Source organism: Aeromonas rivipollensis, from assembly GCF_010974825.1.
GTDB lineage: Bacteria > Pseudomonadota > Gammaproteobacteria > Enterobacterales > Aeromonadaceae > Aeromonas > Aeromonas rivipollensis.
Genome location: NZ_JAAILA010000001.1, coordinates 1 through 18,691 on the forward strand (window position 1 = coordinate 1; position 18,691 = coordinate 18,691).

The following is an 18,691-nucleotide window of genomic DNA, read 5'->3' on the forward strand; positions in this document are numbered from 1 at the left end:
ACATAACTGGGACAGCGCCTAAAAAAACCGGCCGCGAGGCGGCCGGTCAAAAAAATACAGTAGGCAGTCAGGGAACGACTTAGAAGTGGTACTGCATGGCCACGCCAACGACGTCGTCGGTGTTCTGGCCAAACTTGTTGTACCCGTCAGTGCCGTCGCTGTTCAGCAGGTTGGCCTTGTAATCAACGTAGACGTCGAAGTTATCGTTGATGTTGTACCAGGCACCGATGGACACGTACTCGGTCAGGGTGTCATCCAGGTTCTGGTCGGAATCTTTCACGTCCAGGCGGTTATACGCCAGGGACGGCTTCCATTGGCCCCAAGTGTACTGAACCACGGCTTCGTAACCGTTGCTCTCGGAGGCATAACCGTCGTTGCCAGCCTGGCTCACATAGACGTGATTTTCGCCGTAGGCGTAGGTCGCGGCAGCGTACAGGTTGTTGGCGTTGTACTTGATACCGACTGCGGTCAGCTTGGCGTCTTCGCTGCCACCGAAGTTGGAGTTGGCAGCCTGATCGGCAGTCTTGCCAGCCTGGTTATAGGCCAGACCCAGGCTGATGCCCATGTCGAAGTTGTAGTTGGCAGACAGGGCGTAGCCCTCTTCGGAGCCCTTGGTCCAGCTGGACGCGCTCTCGTTCTGCGCTTCGTTCTCGCCGGTGAACTGGGCACCCAGCACCAGGCCGTCGAAGGTGTAGAGGTACTGAGCCAGGCCGTTGGTACGACCGGTACCGAACACTTCGGTACCCTTGCCCAGGCCATCTCCGCCCCACTCCGGCAGAACGTCGGTGTAATCGTTAACGGCCTTGGCAATCAGACCATCCTGACGACCGTAGCTGAAGGCGCCGAAACGATCGTTCTTGATGCCAACGTAGGCATAACGCAGCTCGTTGTCGGAGCTGTTGGTCGGTACGTTGTACTCGACGAAGCCGTTGGCGACGGTTTCTTCGTTGATGCGGGTCTCACCACCGATGCGCAGACGCAGGTAGCTCTGATCGCCACTCTCGTCGTCGTTGTCGCTACCGTAGTACATGCCTTGAACACGGCCACCGATGTCAAGCTTGGTACCATCCTGGTTGTAAACGGTAGAAGCTTGTGCACCACCGGCCAGCAGCAGGCTGGAGATGGCCATCGTCAATGCTGTCTTTTTCATTGTTCGTTCCTCTGAGGTGTAAACCAGACCTGTGCTCGGTCGTTGTCATTTTGAATCGGGTTCATTTCCGATGACCTAGGGTAGATCTGCGAACCTTGATGGGAACTGAAGAAGGGGTCGATTAATTAGAAATACTCGATTTATCCTGCCTGTTGCGACATCAAATGTCGCAAATCAAGACCAGTGTAGAATTTTAAGCCAATTAAATGAATAATTCAGAGCAACAGGAAGGCCATAACTATAAATGACAGAGGGTTATATCGAGGAGGGGTCAATGAAAGCCCGAGGGAGCGGGTTCCACTCGCTCCCAAAGAGGCCTCAGGCAGGTTGCCAGTCCCGCATGACGCGCAGCAGGTCTTTCCAGCTGACGATGCCGACCAGGGCGCCGTTTTCCAGTACCGGCAGGCAGGAGACATGTTGCTCCAGCATGATGGCGGCGGCTTCCGGCAAGGACGATTCGGGAGAGATGGTGATAGGCTGGCGACTCATGATCTGGTGGGCCCGCCGGTTGAGGGTCTCGGTGTCGCGGTTCATCTCGGCATCCGTATCGAGATAGGGGCTGAGGGCGCGTAGCAGATCCCTGTCCGAGATGACCCCCACCAGCACTTCCTCTTCCAGCACCAGCAGGTGGCGAAAGTGGGCCTGCTCGAAGATCTCCTTGATGACACCCAGCCTGTCATCCATGGAAACGGTCGCGACCCGGGTCGTCATGATCTCTTTAATCAACATGGAAGCCTCCTGCCCCCTGACAGATGTCTCTGTTATGGCACGTTTTTCTTGCCGCAGCCAGCCATGCCCCCCAGCCTCAAGTGCAAATCCGAGTCATTTCACGTAAGATCCGCGCCAGTTTCTCCCCTTCATTGAGCCAAGCAGATCCATCCATGATAGTTGCCAGTCAAATCGAACTGATCCGCGGCGGCCGCACGCTGCTGGACAACGCGTCCGCCACCATACACCCCGGCCACAAGGTGGGCCTGGTGGGCAAGAACGGCTGTGGCAAGTCCACCTTCTTTGCGCTGGTGCGGGGCGAGCTGGCCATCGACAACGGCAGCTTCAGCCTGCCCGCCGGCTGGCAGATTGCCGGCGTGGCCCAGGAGACCCCGGCGCTGGACTGCTCCGCGCTCGAGTACGTGGTCGATGGCGACAAGGAGTTCCGCGCCCTCGAAGCCCAGCTGGCCCGGGCCGAGCAGGATGACAATGGCCTCCTGGTGGCCGAGCTGCACGGCAGGCTCGACACCATAGGCGCCTACAGCATCCGCGCCCGCGCAGCCGAGCTGCTTCACGGTCTTGGCTTTGGTGGCGATCAGCTCGACTCGCCGGTGAAGAGCTTCTCCGGTGGCTGGCGCATGCGCCTGAACCTGGCCCAGGCCCTGCTCTGCCGCTCCGATCTGCTGCTGCTCGATGAACCGACCAACCACCTGGATCTCGACGCCGTCATCTGGCTGGAGAAGTGGCTCAAGGGCTACCAGGGCACGCTGGTGCTGATTTCTCACGACCGCGACTTCCTCGATTCGGTCATCAACCGCATCATCCACATCGAGAACGGCAAGCTCAACGAATACACCGGTGGCTACTCCGACTTCGAGCTGCAGCGCGCCGAGCAGCTGGCCCAGCAGCAATCCATGTACGAGAAGCAGCAGCGGGAGATGTCCCACATGCAGGCCTATGTGGACCGCTTCCGCTACAAGGCCTCCAAGGCCCGTCAGGCCCAGAGCCGCCTGAAAGCCATGGAGCGGATGGAGAAGATCCTGCCCGCCCACGCCGACTCCGAGTTCAGCTTCGAGTTTCGCGAGCCCTCGGCCCTGCCGACCCCGCTGATTGCCATGGAGAACCTCTCTGCCGGTTACGGTGACAAGGTGATCCTGGAGAAGATAAAGATGAACCTGGTGCCGGGCTCGCGCATCGGCCTGCTGGGGCGCAACGGCGCCGGCAAGTCCACCTTCATCAAGATGCTGTCGGGCTCCAATGCGCCGCTCTCCGGCAAGCTGGAGGTGAGCGCCGGGGTCAGCATCGGCTACTTCGCCCAGCATCAGCTCGAGACCCTGCGTCTGGACGACACCCCCCTCGATCACCTGGCCCGCCTCGCGCCGGACAAGTCCGAGCAGGAGCTGCGCAACTACCTTGGCAGCTTCGGCTTCCACGGCGACAAGGCGCTGGACAAGGTGGCCCCCTTCTCCGGTGGCGAGAAGGCGCGGCTGGTGCTGGCCCTCATCACCTGGCAAAAGCCCAACCTCCTGCTGCTGGATGAACCGACCAACCACCTGGATCTGGAGATGCGCCACGCCCTGACCATGGCGCTGCAAGGCTTCGAGGGTGCCATGGTGGTGGTCTCTCACGACCGTCACCTGCTGCGCACCACCACGGATGACTTCTATCTGGTCCACGGTGGCCGGGTCGAGCCATTCGACGGCGATCTAGACGACTATCACAAGTGGCTCGGAGAGCAGGAGAAAGAGGCTAACGCCAAGCCGACTGACGGCACCGTCTCCGCCAACTCGGCAGTGGCTCGCAAGGATCAGAAGCGGCTCGAGGCCCAGTTCCGCCAGCAGACCCGGCCCCTGCGCCAGAAGCTGGAGAAGCTCGAGGCAAGCATGGAGAAGCTGCAGGGCAAGCTCGGCGACATAGAGAACCAGCTGGCCGACCCAGCCATCTACGAAGAGAGCGCTAAAACCAGGCTCTCCGAACTGCTCAAATCCCAGGGCCCCCTCAAGGAGCAGCTGGAAGAGGTGGAGCTGGAGTGGATGAGCCTCTGTGAGGAGCTGGAAACCATGGAGCAGGCCTTCTTTGCGTGACGAACAGCTGATGGCAAGCGAGCGGGTCGCCGTGCACGAGCTGCCGACGCCGCTCGGCTTCTGGCACTGGAGCGGCAAGGTCTATGGTGAGCGCAGCCAGGACTGGCTCAACGTGCAGACGCTGGGGGGCAACGTCAATCTGGCGCTCTTGCTGCACCACCTGGATCTGCTCGGCATCCCGGTCGATCTCACCGATCTGCAACCGGCTCTGGTCCAGACCGAGGCCGTGCTGCTCCCCTGGCGCACCCTGCGCCAGCAAGCCAAGGCGCGGCTGGCCGAGGAAGAGTATCAGGCCATGCTTGCCCACGAGCTGGAGCTGGAGCGGTTGCAACAGGGGGTCTTGCTGCAGACCCTGCGCGGCCTCTCCCTGTTTCGTGGCAAGAGTCACAACCTGTTGAACTATCTATCGTTACTGGGTGCCCAGCAGGGCCCCCTCAGAGACCTATTATGCTGAGCTACCGCCACGCCTTTCACGCCGGCAACCATGCCGACGTCCTGAAACACGCCGTTCAGGCCCTGATCATCGAGTCCCTCAAGAAGAAGGAGAAACCCTTCATCGTGCTGGACACCCATGCCGGTGGCGGTCTCTACGACCTGCGCGGCGACTGGTCCCAGAAGAAGGCCGAGTACGCCGACGGCATAGGCCGGCTGTGGGACGAGCGCGCCCAGTGGTCCGCCATGGCCCCCTATCTGGGCGTCATCGAAGAGATGAATAGCGATGGTCAGCTGCACTACTACCCGGGTTCCCCCGAGCTGTCCCGCCGCCTCGCCCGCGAGCAGGACAAGCTGGCGCTGATGGAGCTGCACAACAACGAGGTGGAGGACCTGCGCGCCAACATGGGCTATGACCCCCGCGTCGCCGTGCACCACCGTGACGGCTTCGAGGGGCTGATCGCCCTGCTGCCCCCCACCCCGCGCCGCGGCCTGGTGCTCATCGACCCTCCCTACGAGCTGAAGGAAGACTACTTCGCCGTGGTCGACACCCTGAAAAAGGCACAGAAGCGCTGGGCCACCGGCATCTACGCCCTCTGGTATCCCATCCTCGGGCAGGAGGCGGACAAGTCCCGCGACATGCTCAAAGCGATCAAGCGGGAAAACTTCGGTAACGTCCTGGTGGCCGAGCTGGAAGTGGCCGGTCAGACTGCCGATTGGGGCATGAACGGCTCAGGTATGCTGATCGTCAGCCCCCCCTGGATGCTGGATGAGCAGATCGAAGCCTTCCTCAAACCCCTGCGCGCCAAGCTGACCCAGGGCGCCGGCGCCCAGTACAGAGTGGAGTGGCTCAACAAAGCCGCCGACTGAGCCCTCATCGCTCACAAAAATGACAAAGCCCCGAAAGGGGCTTTTCTCTGTCTGCCGTTGCCGAAATGACGACTCAGGCCCGGACGGGCATATCCCGCCAGAGCGCCAAAATGAGCAGCGCCAGCAGGGCCAAGGGCGGGGCCAAGCAGAGCAGCACGCACAGGAAGGTGATAAGCACAGGATGCCGGCTCTTGCGGCGAGCCAGTCGCCAGGCCACGACGCCGACGACGATCATCAGCAGCAGGATGAACAGTACATAAATGTTGGCATTGAGGGTCATGAAAGCTCCTTTTTCATGGCAAAGGCACACTCTATCGCCTCCGTGGCCCCAGGCAAGTCCCCAATCTGGTGGTCTCGACCTCGGTCGATAGGCTTTTTCTATCTAGCCGATAGGTGAGAATGGTTTTCATTTAATGTGATTCCAGGTGATACTGCACTCATCGCCAGAGGAGACACCATCATGAAAAAGACCATCAGCTTCGCCGTTCTGCACTTCAGTGTCGCCTTTACAGTGGCTTACCTGCTGACCGGTGAACTGCTCACCGCCAGCCTGATCGCCCTGATAGAGCCCGCCGTCAACACAGTCGCCTTCTACTTCCACGACCTTGGCTGGCACAAGCTCAAACCCGACCACAGCCTGCAGGCCAAGACCAGCAGCTTCGCCCTGGTGCACTTCTCGGTGGCCTTCGCCGTCGCCTACCTGCTGAGTGGCGAGCTGCTAACCGGTGGCGTGATGGCGTTGATAGAGCCCGCCATCAACACAGTCGTCTTCTTCTTCCATGAGCGGCTGTGGCGCGCCCGCCAGCAACTGGCACTGGCCTGAGCAACCGTACTTCAGCCATGCCGTTGCAACACTTGTTTGCCAAAGGATGCTGGAACAACATGGCTAACATAGATAAAGAACGCGCCCAAAGGGTGTCGGGCACGTTATAGGCTTAACTTGACCGCCGATGATAAGGGCAGGTTGAAATCAGACAAGGAGAGGTGTCGTCATGGCAAAGGAACTGTCAGCGCTCCGCAAACAATGGCAAATAACGAAAACCCGCTGGCAAGTCACTTGGTTCTGGCGTGTATTTGGCATCAACGCCATGCAAAAAAAGTGGACCAAGCTGCTGGTGTGGGTAGCAATAGTTACAGGCGTCAGCAGCCTGTATTTATACGTTTACTTTTTTAATCCGGTGCTACCGTTGTCACAGTTGACGAAACGCGAAGGGATACTTGTCCATATTTCTCAACCCTTACGTACAGCGCATAAGTCTGCGTTCCAGATTCTGACTGACTCGGGAGAGGAGCTGACCTATCGAGCAGATCTATATAACAAAGCCGCATTTCATGCAGTAAAAGGCAAGCGGGTAACAGTCTGGAGTCAGACTTATTACAGCCTTTGGTGGCCATTTTATTGTGAGCGAGCAAGGGAAGTTCAACAAGGTGATCAGCTCTTGATGAACTATTTGGATTTATACAAAAACACTTTGCACTTTCGTCCACGTTTTGAATGGCTGGCCAAGCACTTGATGATCCTAGCAGCGCTCTCTCTGACCATTGTGACTTTATCTTGCTATAAAGATCATCGGAGACAAGAAAATGGCGTCACCACAGAAATTATTTTGTATGAAAATAACTCAACCGTAATGAGCTGGCTTGGCGCAGTAGTCAGCATTACTTGTACCATATTTTCATTGCTACTGATTGCTGGCGCACTAGCCTCTTCGAAACCGATTCTTGGCATCTGGGGTTGGCTGCTGCTATGGCTTATTTTTCTGCTGACGGCTATGTTCTCTACAATATTTATCTACTCAATCCCGAGAAGCAAATATAAGGTCATCTGGAGTAAAAACGAACGTATTTTAAAAAAGATAGGGAAAAATGTAAACCAAGAGATATGTTCAAAAACCTCCCCCATCAGATTGCGCGCAATGAAAATAAATACAGGGAAGACATATATTGAAATGCTGGTGGCGATGGATGATCACGGTGAGATGACGATTGCATCGTCAGGTTATAATGGAAATATTGAAAGGCTGATTGAAACGATATTATTGGCGACTAATGGCGCTTGTATTAAAGAAGAAGGCTAGCTCGCAGGTTCGAATAGCGAAGCGCATTCGGACAATCGCAAATAACCCAACCACGAAATAAGCAAGGATCGGGATATCCCCTTGGAGTGCTTTTTTCGGCCACCTAGTGGCCCTGTCTGGCTCGCCGGAGCCACTATAAGCTGAATGTATGGGTTTTCCGATAATGACCCAATATTTGCTTATAGTGGCGATCACCAGTCCACCAGCGCCTGTTGCGGGCCCATAACGGATCCACTCAGCCATATCCCACTCCTGCGGCATGCTAGGAACGCGGCTATGTAGCCACAGAACCACACCGTTATCATCCCTGCACTTCGCCGATGGCGCGCCCCTCCTCCGTGGGGATGCATTCCCCCCTGCCACTGACCTATAGTGAGCCCCTACTCGAACAACCTTTGCGAGCAGCAAGATGTATATCGGCGAATTTGCCCGGCTGGCGGGCACCACACCCAAGGCAGTCCGTCTCTACGAGCAGCTCGGGCTGCTGCCCGAGCCCAGGCGGCGCGGCAAGTACCGCGTCTACCGGGCCGAGGATCTGGAGTGGGTCGGCTTTATTCGCCAGGCCCAGCAGCTCGGCTGCAAATTGAGCGAGCTTGTCCCCTTGCTGGCGGGCCTCACCAGTCTGGCGCAGTTTCCCTGGCAGAAGGTGGAGCAGCTTATCGCGGGCAAGTTGGCCCAGATCGCGGCAGAGGTGGCCAGGCTGCAACGCCAGCACCAGGCCTTGAGCCAGTGCGCCGCGCTGCTGGCGCAGCACCCCTGCCGCTATGGCGCCCCCGGCCAGAGCGAGCCGCTCCCACAGGCTGAGCAAGGGCTTGCAGGACGGGCGCACAAGGTGGCTTGACTCTGTCCCATGGGACAAGGGGTGTAATGGTGGCTCACTTCATCAGGAGCCACGCCATGACACCCAAGCTGCTTATCATCAACGGCAACCCCAAACCCGACAGCCTCTGCCATGCCCTGGCCAGGGAGTATGCCCGCAGCGCAGAGGAGGGCGGCGCAGAGGTCACCCTGCATCACGTGGGGGAGCTCACCTTCGAGCCGGATCTGCACCATGGCTATGACGAGGCTCAGCCCCTCGAGCCCGATCTGCTGGCATTGCAGCAGAGCCTGAAGCAGGCCCAGCATCTGGTGATCGTCGCCCCCCTCTGGTGGGGCCACCTGCCGGCCCGGCTCAAGGGCTTGCTGGACAGGGTGCTGCTCTCGGGGTTTGCCTTTCGCTATCAGAAGGACAAGGCCCTTCCCGAGCGCCTGCTCGCCGGCAAAACGGCGCGCCTGCTGCTCACCATGGACAGCCCGCTCTGGTACTACCGCTGGTGGCTGGGCTCTCCCGTCGAGCGCACCCTCGACAAGCCCGTGCTGGGGCTCTGTGGCATCAAGCTGACCCACCGCCAGCATCTGGGGCCTGTCCATACCGCCAGCGAGCGGGAGCGACAGCGCTGGCTGGGCCGTGCGGCGGCCGCGGCCCGCAGTGATGCGCAGCGGCTGGCGCGGCGGCGAACCTAAGCCAGGGCAGCGGCGACCCTGGTGACTAGGGTTGTCGGCAGCGGGGCCCAAAGAGACGGACAAGCTTGCCTGGGGTGAAAAAGTCCTCGGCGGCCCGGCACCCTTGTGCTGTAGTAAGTGGGAATCCCCCTTGCTGGAGCCTTTTCGATGAACAAGATGTTGCTTGGTACCCTCGCCTTGATGCCGCTGCTGACCAGTGCCGCTACCCCTTCCTTTGACTGCGCCAAGGCCCACAGCGCGGCCGAGCAGCTTGTCTGCCAGGACGCCGGGCTGGCGGCGCTGGATAACGAACTCGCCGCCCTCTATCCCAAGGCGCTGGCTAATCTGTCGGCCGAGCAGCAGAAGACGGAGAAGGCGATGCAGCGCGGCTGGATCAAGGGGCGCAACGAGTGCTGGAAAGAGAGCGACTCGCGCCAATGCGTGGAGGAGAGCTACCAGCTGCGCATCACAGAGTTGCAGATAAAGGGGGGCCAGCTGATGGTGCCAAGCCCGGTCGACTACCAGTGCGACGGCGAGATCCGGCTCTCGACCTACTTCTATAACGAGGCCAAGCGGCCTGCCGCCGTGATCAACCTGAGCGAGGGGGCGCAGCAGTCGCAGGTACTCGCCTTTGAAGCCCCCAGCGCCAGCGGTGCCCGTTACGAGGGGCAGAATCTCACGCTGCTGGCCAAGGGGAACGAGGCCAGGCTGGAGCGCTATGACCAACCCACCCGGCAGTGCCGGGTTAGCGGCCAATAAGCCAGCCCCACCATGAAAAAGCCCCGCAATGCGGGGCTTTGTTTATTCAGCGTGCGTGATTTATCTCACCATGACCGGCTCAGCCGAGACAGGGGGAGTCTGGAACTCACGCTCTGCCTCGTCGAAGCGATCCAGCATGGCCTTGGAGGGTGCCTTGTCCAGCAGGCTGAACACCACTATGGCCAGGGTAGCGAAGACGAAGCCCGGGATGATTTCATACAGACCCAGCCAGCCGAACTGCTTCCAGACGATGACGGTCAGGGCACCGGCCAGCATGCCGGCCAGGGCGCCGTTGCGGGTCATGCGCGACCAGAGCACGGAGAGCAGCACCACGGGACCGAAGGCGGCACCGAAGCCGGCCCAGGCGTAGCTCACCAGCCCCAGCACCCGGTTCTCCGGGTTCACGGCCACGGCGATGGCGATAAGCGAAATCACCAGCACCATGGCGCGGCCGACCCACACCAGCTCTTTCTGGGACGCATTCTTGCGCAGGAAGGGCTTGTAGAGATCTTCGGTGATGGCGCTGGAGCAAACCAGCAACTGACAGCTCAGCGTGCTCATCACCGCCGCCAGAATGGCGGAGAGCAGCACGCCGGCAATCCAGGGGTTGAACAGTATCTTGGAGAGCTCGATGAAGACGCGCTCCGGGTTGGCGGTGACGCCGGCAGCCTGCTCGGTGAAGGTGGAGAAGTAGGCCAGGCCGAAGAAGCCGATGGCCACGGCGCCGCCCAGGCAGAACACCATCCAGGTCATGCTGATGCGACGGGCGCTGGCCATGGAGTGGTGGGAGTCCGCCGCCATGAAGCGCGCCAGTATGTGGGGCTGGCCGAAGTAGCCCAGGCCCCAGGCCATCAGGGAGATGATGGCGATGAAGTCCAGGTTCTTGAACATGTCGAGGTTGCTGGCATTCTGCGCCGCTACCTGCACCATGGCGGTGTCGATGCCGCCGACGGCGATGATGACGAACACCGGGGTCAGGATCAGGGCGAAGATCATCAGGGTGGCCTGCACCGTATCTGTCCAGCTCACCGCGAGGAAGCCGCCGAAGAAGGTGTAGGTGATGGTGGCCGCGGCACCGACCCAGAGGGCGGTGTCATAGCTCATGCCGAAGGTGCTCTCGAACAGGCGGGCACCGGCCACCACGCCGGAGGCGCAGTAGATGGTGAAGAACAGCAATATCACCAGAGCGGAGAGGATGCGCAGCACCCGGCTCTTGTCCTCGAAGCGGTAGGTGAAGTAGTCCGGCAGGGTCAGGGCGTTGCGGTTCTTCTCGGTGTGAACCCGCAGCCGACCGGCCACCCAGCGCCAGTTGAAGTAGGCACCTATGGTCAGGCCGATGGCGATCCAGCTCTCGGAGATGCCGCCAATGAAGACGGCGCCAGGCAGGCCCATCAGGAGCCAGCCGCTCATGTCGGAGGCCCCGGCGGAGAGAGCTGTCACCCAGCTCCCCATGCGGCGGCCGCCGAGAATGTAGTCGTCAAAGTTACGGGTGGCGCGATAGGCGATGAAGCCGATCAGGACCATACCCAGGATGTACACCAGGAAGGTGATGAGCATTGGGGTGCTAGCTGTCATTCAAAACTCCGTTATGTGACTCTTGTACCCGTTCTCGCGACGGGCTCTTCCTTAAAAAACCGGCCTAGATTAATCAGCAGATCGCCTGATCACAACCACTTTTAACAAATAAAAAACACAGAGAAAACGTTTCACACCTAATCAAGTAACCAATCAAGAGGGGTTAGGCCGGATTTTATCCCGACGGTGCAAGGAGTTACCCGAGCAGTCCCCTCCTTTACCCATCATAAAAAAGCCCCGACCTTGGCCGGGGCTCGACATCGAGGGCAAGCGGATCAGCGGTTGATGGCGATGGGCATGCCGCTGCGCTGCTCCAGGGCCTGCTTGACCAGCTGGGAATCGCTGTCGGCGTGGGCGATGAAACGGGTCACCTCGGTCGACATGGACAAGGGCGCCGGCAGGCTGGAGTTGAACTCCTCCTGGCTGCGGGAGAGCGGCTGGTGCACTTCCAGATAGCGGCTGCCATCCGGCTCGACCGAGGCCTTGATCGGTTGGTTCACGAACTGGACGCGGGTGCCGACCGGTACCTGCTTGAACAGATACTCGATGTCGTAGTTACGCAGCCGCACGCAGCCGTGGCTCACCCGCAGACCTATGCCGAACTGGGCATTGGTGCCGTGGATGGCGTACATCTTGCCGATGTAGAGCGCAAACAGCCCCATGGGGTTGTCCGGGCCGGCCGGCCAGACCGCAGGCAGGGTCTCGCCACGGGCGGCGTACTCGGCATGCATCTTGGCTGTCGGGGTCCAGGTCGGGCCCGCCTTCTTGCGCTGCACGCTGGTCACCCAGTCTTCCGGGGTGTCGGTGCCGAGCTGGCCTATGCCGATGGGCAGCACCTCCACCACCTTCTTGCCTTTCGGGTAGTAGTAGAGGCGCATCTCGGCGACGTTCAGCACTATGCCCTCGCGGGGGGCATCCGGCAGGATCAGCTGGTGCGGCACGACCAGCTTCTCGCCCGCCTGCAGCAGCAGGGGATCCGCCTTGGGGTTGGCTTCCAGCATGTTGGTCAAACCGAGCTGGAACTTGGCCGCGACCGCTTCCAGGGGCTGGCCCGCCTCTTCGGCCGACACCACGTATTCCAGGTTCTCGCCCACCAGGCGGCTGTTGGCCGCAGGCAGGGCATATTCGACGGCAAGCACGGGCATGGCGGTCAGGAGCAGGCTGCAGCACAGTGCAGCCGCCGTGTTGTGGAGGAGCTTCATAACTTTCCTGTGATATTGGGGTGATTCAGGACTCTGGCCGGGGCGTGCGCACCCGGGGCGAAGAGAAGGCCGCCATTTTTCTCCTCTGCACCGCAAATTTCAACCGACACGTGGTGACGGGTCGATGATTAATATGGCGTTTTCCCCTGGCCTCATCCTGCAACAAGAATCAAATCACCCGTTCTTCCAGGCATGCATGTCATAACCGGTTGGCGATTGATGCAACCGCAGATGAAATTGCCCGATAATGGCGAATATGTGGTCGAATATATCGGCCTGGATCCCTTCGTAATCGGCCCAGGCGGTGGTCGCCGTGAAGCAGTAGATCTCCAGCGGCAGGCCGTCGGAAGTCGGCGCCAGCTGGCGCACCATCAGGGTCATGTCCTTGCGAATGCCGGAGTGGGCGTGCAGGTAGGCATCCAGGTAGGCGCGCAGGGTGCCGAGGTTGGTGAGGTGACGGCCATTGATGGGGCAACTGATGGCGTCGCTGAGCTGCTGGTTGTAGCTGCTCAGCTCCTGCTCCTTGCGGCTGAGATAGGGGGCCAGCAATTTGGCCTGCTTGAGTGTCAGCTGCTCCTCGGCGGTCAGGAAGCGCACGCTGGTCATGTCGATGTTGACGCTGCGCTTGATGCGCCGGCCACCGGATTCCGTCATCCCCTGCCAATTCTTGAAGGAGTCAGAGATGAGGGCGTAGGTGGGAATGGTGGTGATGGTCTTGTCCCAGTTCGACACCTTGACCGTGGTGAGGCCGATGTCGGTCACCTCGCCATCGGCGCCGTACTTGTCCATCTGCAGCCAGTCACCGACGCTCAGCATGCGGTTGGCGGAGAGCTGGATCCCGGCCACCAGACCGAGGATGGGGTCCTTGAACACCAGCATCAGTACCGCAGTCATGGCACCCAGGCCGCTGAACAGGAAGAGCGGCGACTTGCCGAGCAGCAGGGCTATCATCAGGATGCCGACCAGTATGCTGGCCACCAGTTTCACCCCCTGGAAGATGCCGCGCAGGGGCAGATCCCGTCCGAGCCGGGTATAGCGGCTCACCGACAGCAGGCAGTCGAGCAGGGCGAACAGGGCAAGCAGCAGGAACAGCAGGATCCAGAGCTGGGCCAGCATCTCGATAAGCTGCAGGCTGTCGGATGCCTTGGGCAGCCAGATCTCCGCCTGACCGAGCAGCACGGCCCCTTGCAGTACCAAGGCGAGCCGGTAGAAGAGCCGCTGCTGCAACTGGGGCGGCAGCCACACCTGCTTGGTCTTGCCGAGCAGCCCCACCAGGCGCACCAGCAGGATGCGATGCAGCACCAGGTGCAGTGCCAACGCGGTCAGCACGATGAAGCTCAGGGCGATCACCAGCGCCATCATGGCGGTGACCTCCACCCCGAGACCGGACAACCAGTTGAAAAATATCTCCTTCATCTCTACCTCTGCGACGTGAAACTGCCGTCAGGGTACGTATCTGGCCCCTCATGTCAAATGACAGCTTGCTCAATGTGCCGCTGAAACGACAACGCCCGGCACAGGCCGGGCGTTGTTTCGGTGCGAGGGGGCCTTAGCCGACCAGGCTCAGGGCATCGCGGGCGATGACCAGCTCTTCGTTGGTGGGCATCACCAGGGCCAGGCGGCTGCCTTCGGCGGTGATGGGGCCTTCACCGCCCAGCACGGCGGCGTTGTTGGCCTCTTTATCGACCTTGAAGCCGAACAGGGCCAGCCGCGCCAGCACCATCTCGCGCACCATGGCGGCGTTCTCGCCGATACCGCCGGTGAACACCAGGGCGTCCAGGCGACCGTCCATGGCGGCGGCATAAGCCCCGACATACTTGGCTACCCGGTAGGTGAACACATCCAGCGCCCGCTTGGCGCCGGCGTCGGTGGCATAGTTGGTGGTGACATAGCGGCAGTCGCTGCTCACCTCTGTCATCCCCAGCAGGCCGGACTCGCGGGTCAGCACATGGTTGATCTCGTCCACGCTGTAGCCGAGCTGGTCGTGCATGAAGAAGACCACGGCGGGGTCGATGTCACCAGAGCGGGTGCCCATCGCCAGCCCTTCCAGCGGAGTCAGGCCCATGGAGGTATCGACGGACTCGCCGTTCTTGATGGCGCAGACGGAGGCACCGTTGCCCAGGTGGCAGTTGATGATGTTGAGCTCGGCCAGCGGCTTGCCCAGCGCCTTGGCGGTCTCTTCGGCGATGAAGCGGTGGGAAGTGCCGTGGGCGCCGTAACGACGGATGCCGTTCTCCTGATAGAGCTTGTAGGGCAGCGCGTAGAGGTAGGCTTCCTGCGGCAAGGTCTGGTGGAAGGCGGTGTCGAACACGGCCACGTTTTTCTCGGCCAGGGCCGGGAAGACCTTGAGGGCGGCACGGATGCCGATGAGGTGCGCCGGGTTGTGCAGGGGGGCGAACGGAATGGCGGCCTCGATGCCGGCGATCACGCCATCATCGATGCGAACGGAGCGGGAGAACTGCTCGCCACCGTGCACGATGCGATGGCCGATGGCGACCAGCTGCTCGGCGAGTGTCGGATCCTGGGGCAGGATGTGGCCCACTATGTGGTCAAGGGCGGCCTGGTGCGCGGCACCGGCGCCCAGCATGGCTTCGCCCTTGACTCCGTGGAGTTTCCATTTGATACGTGCGTCATCCAGATTGAAGCATTCGGCCAGGCCGGACAGCATGTCCTCACCTGTTTCGGCGTCCATTACGGCAAATTTCAGGGAAGAGCTACCGCAGTTAAGGATCAATACCAACTTGCTCATGTTCTACATCTTCCTGTGCTTCGGCTTTATGCCGACAGTGTCGTGTCATCCAACATGGATGGGATTCCCCTGCCGGGGGCGTTATGGTCGCAGGAAAGTGCGCCCAATTTTTCAAACTGTCTGGCGCCGACCGCCAACTCTGGGCCTGGCGCGCTTATCCTTTCAAACTTTCTGGCGCCGACCCATGGTCTGGCGCGCTCATCTTTCTCAAACTCTCTGGTGCAGACCCCGAGGCTCGCACACTCATCGAATCGTCAATGCGGGACAGGCCAGCGCCCATTCGACGCGGCCCTGTCCTGGCGGGTGCCCGGGCACCCGGCGCTGCGGCTCAGACCGAGGTCAGCAGCGACTGGTGGACCTTGACAACCAGCTTCTTCACCAAGCCTGGGGTAGTCAGGGTACAGAGAGGGCGATGCAGTTCTCCCGGCCAGAAGATGGCAAAGTCGCCGGGCTGCAACGCCAGATAGCTTGTTTGCTTGATGTCGACGAACCAGAGATCGGGGTGGGGATGATCGGCGCAGTCGCTCACATAGGCATGGGGCCCTACGCCGATCCACTCCTCCCCCCGCAGCAGCAGCTGGATATCCAGATACTGCTCATGAAACTCGCCGCGGCGATCCGCGACCGGCTCGGTCAGCGCTTCGCTCACCAGGCAGAACAGCTTGAGGCCGTCTATGTCCTGCTTGCCAAGGGGCGCCTCACGCCAGTGGGCAAGGCTCTTCACCACCTCGGCCATGATGCGGGCCAGCGGCGCGGGCAAGGGGGTGCGTTGCAAGGTATCCAGACTGCCGGTGATCATGGGGTTCGCATCCTTAGGTATATCTGCCGTCTATCTTTGTCCATCAATGAAAAAGGACCCCTAAAGGTCCTTATTCAGCGTCGCCTGCCATCCGTGCAGACTCGAAAGGCGCCTGGTTCGTCTTGTTGGCGCCGGGTCACTGTTGCACAGTCGCCCGCCCCTTGCCAAGAGATACCCGCTCATTCACCCGATGATCGTACCAGTTGAAACAATATTATTCACTAGTCCATTGCCACCGACTTTGACCAGACGCAAAAACGGGAGCATCTGCTCCCGTTTTTTTCACCGAATCGGCGTCATTCAAACCTTGCTGGCGTTCTCCACCGGCTTGGCATACATGGCACGCCAGATGGCCTTGTGTTCTTCCGGCACCTCCGACTGACGGGTCAGGAAGGCGGTCTGCTCTATGGTGCTGGCCTTGCCGGGCACATCAGCGGCCAGGTAGTTGCCAGGGAAGAGGCGGTAGCTGCTCCAGATCGCCTTGTCGATGAGCGCGGCCAGTTCGTCCGGATCGCTGAAGCCCTCTGTGATGGGGGCGCCGAAGGAGACATGTACCCGCCCCTTCTGACCGACGATGCCGGCGACTATGCTCTCGATGTCCTCGAACTCGCCCTTCTCGTAGCTGCCGTTGACCGACTTCTCGTAGAGCTCGCGCGCCTTGGCCTTGTCGGTGGGATCCACCTCGTAGCTGATGCTGACCGGCACTATGTTGAGGCTGCGCATGTAATCGACGAAGTCGATCTTCTGCTTCTTGCCGTCCACGTAGAACATCTTGAGGATGGCCGGATCCGTCTTGTCGTCCCCGTTCTTGGCGCGCCCTTCCTTCTGGGCGATCCAGATGGAGTGGCCTTCGTGCACCGACTGGCCTATGTAGGCCGACAGCTCGCCGAGGGCCTTCATCATCTCCCGCGGCCCCTTGGCGGAGCGCTTGACGATGAAGCTCTTGTTGAGCTTCATCAGCTCGGTGGCACAGGGCTTGCGCAGCAGGTTGTCGCCGATGGCGATACGCACCGTATCGAAGCCATGGGTGTGCAGCCCCCAGTTGACGAACGCTGGATCCATGGCGATGTCCCTGTGGTTGGAGACGAACAGGTAGCCCTGCTCCTTCTTCAGATGCTCGAGACCGGAGAAGCTCACCCCCTGGGTGGAGGTGGCTATCATGCGACTCATGTAGCGGGTCACCCCCATCTGCACCTGATGGATGGTGCTGACCTTGGCCCACTTGTGGCGCAGGAACTGGCGGATCAGCGGGCGAATGGCCCAGCCCAGCCAGCTCATCAGGGAACCGAAACGGTATTTGGCGATGGCGCCGATAAACTCGTCATCCTGGATCAGCCGCTCGATGGCAGCCGGCACTTCGTCATCGCGATAGGGGCGAATGTCCGCGAATCTATCTACTTCTGTCACAATGTCAGCCTTGCATGTATGGAGTCGCGACCAGCTGCTGCTGGCCGGGAAAATTCAGGGCGCAATTTTACACGCTTTTGGGGTCAGGGGTATGAGAGGCATACAGATAGTGCGATCTTGCCGTGAAAAAGCCGCCAAATCATGGGGAGCCAGGATCCAGGACGGCCTGCCCACACGGCTTGGCGAGGGACTGGTCCCGCACTAAGAAAGCCACATGCTCCTCAACCAGCCGGATTGAGCAGCGCGGTGAGGACGTGGTCCTCCCAGCGGCCGTTGATCATCAGGTAGTCCCGGGCATAGCCTTCCTGCTCGAACCCGAGACGCGCCAGCAGGGCGCCACTGCGCCGGTTCACCGGCATGTAGCTTGCCATGATGCGGTGCAGGTCGCGCTCCCGAAACAGGTAGTCGATGCCGGCGGCCACCACCTCCTGCATCAGCCCCTGCCCCTCGTGATCCTGGTCGATGGCATAACCCAGATGGCATGCCTTGAACATGCCCATCATGATGTGGGTGAAATTGCAGGTGGCGAGCACCCGCTCCCCTTTGGGATCGAGCGCCACCAGTTGCACGGCGCTGCCGTCGAAAAACTGGCCATAACCGTCGCGCAGCCGCCCCTGCCAGTGACCCAGGGTATAGAAGCTCTCGTCCCGTCTCGGCTCCCAGGGCTGCAGATGGGTGCGGTTGCGCCGGTAGAAATCCAGCATCAGCTCGGCCCGCTCCGGGGGAAGGACGGTCAGCCGGGTGCGGACCGTGGTGATATGGGGCAGGGTCAGCACTGTGCCTCCCCATACTGGCCATGCAGGGTGCCAGTAACCGGACTGGGCCGGGACCCCATCAGTGATCCCTTTCCCGCAGCCTGAGCCAGTCATCCCGCAGCAGACCATAGTGGACATGATCCACCACCCTGTCCGCCAGCCGCTCCGCCCGCCGGGTGATCCCCTCCTGCTGCATGCCGAGCCGCTCGCACACAGCCCGGCTGGGTTCGTTCTCCAGCGCGGCGTTGATCTCCACCTTCTCCATCCCCATCTCCTCAAAGGCGTGATGGATCAGGGCCTGACAGGCGCGGGTGATGATGCCATTGCCCTGCCAGCGCTCCGCCAGCCAGTAGCCGATGCTGACCTTGGCCAGCCCCTGATCGATCTGGTTGTAACCGATGACACCGACCACCTCCCCCTGATACTCGATGGCGGTGGTCAGCCCCTCGCCTCGGGCAAATTTCTCGATGGCGTGGCGAATGAAGGTGGCGCTGTCGGAGGGCTGCTGGATATGGGGCACCCAGGGCAGCCACTGGGAGAGATAGTCGCGATTGCGCTGACAGAGGCGAAAGAGTTCGCTGGCCATGTCGGGCTGCAGAAACAGGAGCGCCAGCTCGTCATCCAGTTGCCATGAAAACATT

19 protein-coding genes are annotated in these 18,691 nt (G+C 60.6%); 8 read left to right on the top strand and 11 right to left on the bottom strand.

The window, feature by feature from the left end; all coding sequences use genetic code 11:
• Positions 1-79: 79 nt before the first annotated feature.
• Both G4923_RS00005 and G4923_RS00010 read right to left on the bottom strand, forming a co-directional pair.
• Positions 80-1,150: a porin gene (locus G4923_RS00005; protein ID WP_106887733.1), complete on the bottom strand. Its 1,071-nt coding sequence runs from the start codon at positions 1,148-1,150 to the stop codon at positions 80-82.
• A gap of 318 nt (positions 1,151-1,468) precedes the next feature.
• The gene (locus G4923_RS00010; RefSeq protein WP_106887734.1) at positions 1,469-1,879 is read right to left on the bottom strand and encodes a CBS domain-containing protein; all 411 of its coding nucleotides are present in this window, start codon (positions 1,877-1,879) and stop codon (positions 1,469-1,471) included.
• Positions 1,880-2,031: 152 nt separating this feature from the next.
• Between G4923_RS00010 and G4923_RS00015 the strand changes: the two genes are divergently transcribed.
• The 3 genes from G4923_RS00015 to G4923_RS00025 are packed head-to-tail and all read left to right on the top strand — an operon-like array spanning position 2,032 to position 5,244.
• On the top strand, positions 2,032-3,942 hold the full coding sequence (locus G4923_RS00015) for an ABC transporter ATP-binding protein (RefSeq protein ID WP_163134796.1): 1,911 nt from the start codon (positions 2,032-2,034) through the stop codon (positions 3,940-3,942).
• Positions 3,935-4,396, top strand: a complete 462-nt coding sequence (locus tag G4923_RS00020) for a DUF2390 domain-containing protein (RefSeq protein WP_163134798.1) — start codon at positions 3,935-3,937, stop codon at positions 4,394-4,396. The genes G4923_RS00015 and G4923_RS00020 overlap by 8 nt, the downstream gene beginning before the upstream one ends.
• Positions 4,390-5,244 carry a 23S rRNA (adenine(2030)-N(6))-methyltransferase RlmJ gene (locus G4923_RS00025; RefSeq protein ID WP_163134800.1) on the top strand — a complete coding sequence of 285 codons (855 nt, stop codon included), beginning with the start codon at positions 4,390-4,392 and terminating at the stop codon, positions 5,242-5,244. Before G4923_RS00020 ends, G4923_RS00025 begins: the two co-directional genes overlap by 7 nt.
• A gap of 73 nt (positions 5,245-5,317) precedes the next feature.
• Here G4923_RS00025 and G4923_RS00030 read toward each other — a convergent pair whose 3' ends face one another.
• Entirely contained in the window at positions 5,318-5,524 is a 207-nt protein-coding gene (locus G4923_RS00030; protein WP_163134802.1) for a hypothetical protein, read from the bottom strand.
• 180 nt (positions 5,525-5,704) lie between these two features.
• Here G4923_RS00030 and G4923_RS00035 point away from each other — a divergent pair, with 180 nt between their 5' ends.
• From G4923_RS00035 to G4923_RS00055, 5 genes are all read left to right on the top strand, one after another.
• Complete coding sequence (locus tag G4923_RS00035; RefSeq protein ID WP_041205088.1) at positions 5,705-6,067, top strand: DUF2061 domain-containing protein; 363 nt, start codon at positions 5,705-5,707, stop codon at positions 6,065-6,067.
• Positions 6,068-6,236: 169 nt separating this feature from the next.
• Complete coding sequence (locus G4923_RS00040; protein ID WP_163134804.1) at positions 6,237-7,322, top strand: hypothetical protein; 1,086 nt, start codon at positions 6,237-6,239, stop codon at positions 7,320-7,322.
• Positions 7,323-7,731: 409 nt separating this feature from the next.
• Positions 7,732-8,163, top strand: coding sequence for a MerR family transcriptional regulator (locus tag G4923_RS00045; RefSeq protein ID WP_163134806.1), 432 nt, complete (start codon positions 7,732-7,734; stop codon positions 8,161-8,163).
• A 56-nt stretch (positions 8,164-8,219) separates the two neighbouring features.
• Positions 8,220-8,825 carry an NAD(P)H-dependent oxidoreductase gene (locus G4923_RS00050; protein ID WP_163134808.1) on the top strand — a complete coding sequence of 202 codons (606 nt, stop codon included), beginning with the start codon at positions 8,220-8,222 and terminating at the stop codon, positions 8,823-8,825.
• 147 nt (positions 8,826-8,972) lie between these two features.
• Entirely contained in the window at positions 8,973-9,563 is a 591-nt protein-coding gene (locus G4923_RS00055) for an MliC family protein (RefSeq protein WP_163134810.1), read from the top strand.
• Positions 9,564-9,623: 60 nt separating this feature from the next.
• Here G4923_RS00055 and putP read toward each other — a convergent pair whose 3' ends face one another.
• From putP to G4923_RS00095, 8 genes are all read right to left on the bottom strand, one after another.
• Complete coding sequence (putP, locus tag G4923_RS00060; protein ID WP_163134812.1) at positions 9,624-11,138, bottom strand: sodium/proline symporter PutP; 1,515 nt, start codon at positions 11,136-11,138, stop codon at positions 9,624-9,626.
• 275 nt (positions 11,139-11,413) lie between these two features.
• Positions 11,414-12,340: a L,D-transpeptidase family protein gene (locus tag G4923_RS00065; protein WP_163134814.1), complete on the bottom strand. Its 927-nt coding sequence runs from the start codon at positions 12,338-12,340 to the stop codon at positions 11,414-11,416.
• A 174-nt stretch (positions 12,341-12,514) separates the two neighbouring features.
• Positions 12,515-13,756 carry a mechanosensitive ion channel family protein gene (locus G4923_RS00070; protein ID WP_042648913.1) on the bottom strand — a complete coding sequence of 414 codons (1,242 nt, stop codon included), beginning with the start codon at positions 13,754-13,756 and terminating at the stop codon, positions 12,515-12,517.
• 133 nt (positions 13,757-13,889) lie between these two features.
• Positions 13,890-15,089 carry an acetate kinase gene (locus tag G4923_RS00075; RefSeq protein ID WP_163134816.1) on the bottom strand — a complete coding sequence of 400 codons (1,200 nt, stop codon included), beginning with the start codon at positions 15,087-15,089 and terminating at the stop codon, positions 13,890-13,892.
• A 328-nt stretch (positions 15,090-15,417) separates the two neighbouring features.
• Complete coding sequence (locus G4923_RS00080; RefSeq protein WP_163134818.1) at positions 15,418-15,888, bottom strand: NanQ anomerase/TabA/YiaL family protein; 471 nt, start codon at positions 15,886-15,888, stop codon at positions 15,418-15,420.
• A 300-nt stretch (positions 15,889-16,188) separates the two neighbouring features.
• Positions 16,189-17,295, bottom strand: coding sequence for a 1-acyl-sn-glycerol-3-phosphate acyltransferase (locus tag G4923_RS00085; RefSeq protein WP_025325894.1), 1,107 nt, complete (start codon positions 17,293-17,295; stop codon positions 16,189-16,191).
• A 221-nt stretch (positions 17,296-17,516) separates the two neighbouring features.
• Positions 17,517-18,068 (bottom strand): ribosomal protein S5-alanine N-acetyltransferase, encoded by a 552-nt coding sequence (rimJ, locus tag G4923_RS00090; protein ID WP_163134824.1) that lies wholly within the window; start codon positions 18,066-18,068, stop codon positions 17,517-17,519.
• Between the two features lie 61 nt (positions 18,069-18,129).
• Complete coding sequence (locus G4923_RS00095) at positions 18,130-18,690, bottom strand: GNAT family N-acetyltransferase (protein WP_163134820.1); 561 nt, start codon at positions 18,688-18,690, stop codon at positions 18,130-18,132.
• Between the last annotated feature and the right edge of the window lies 1 nt (position 18,691).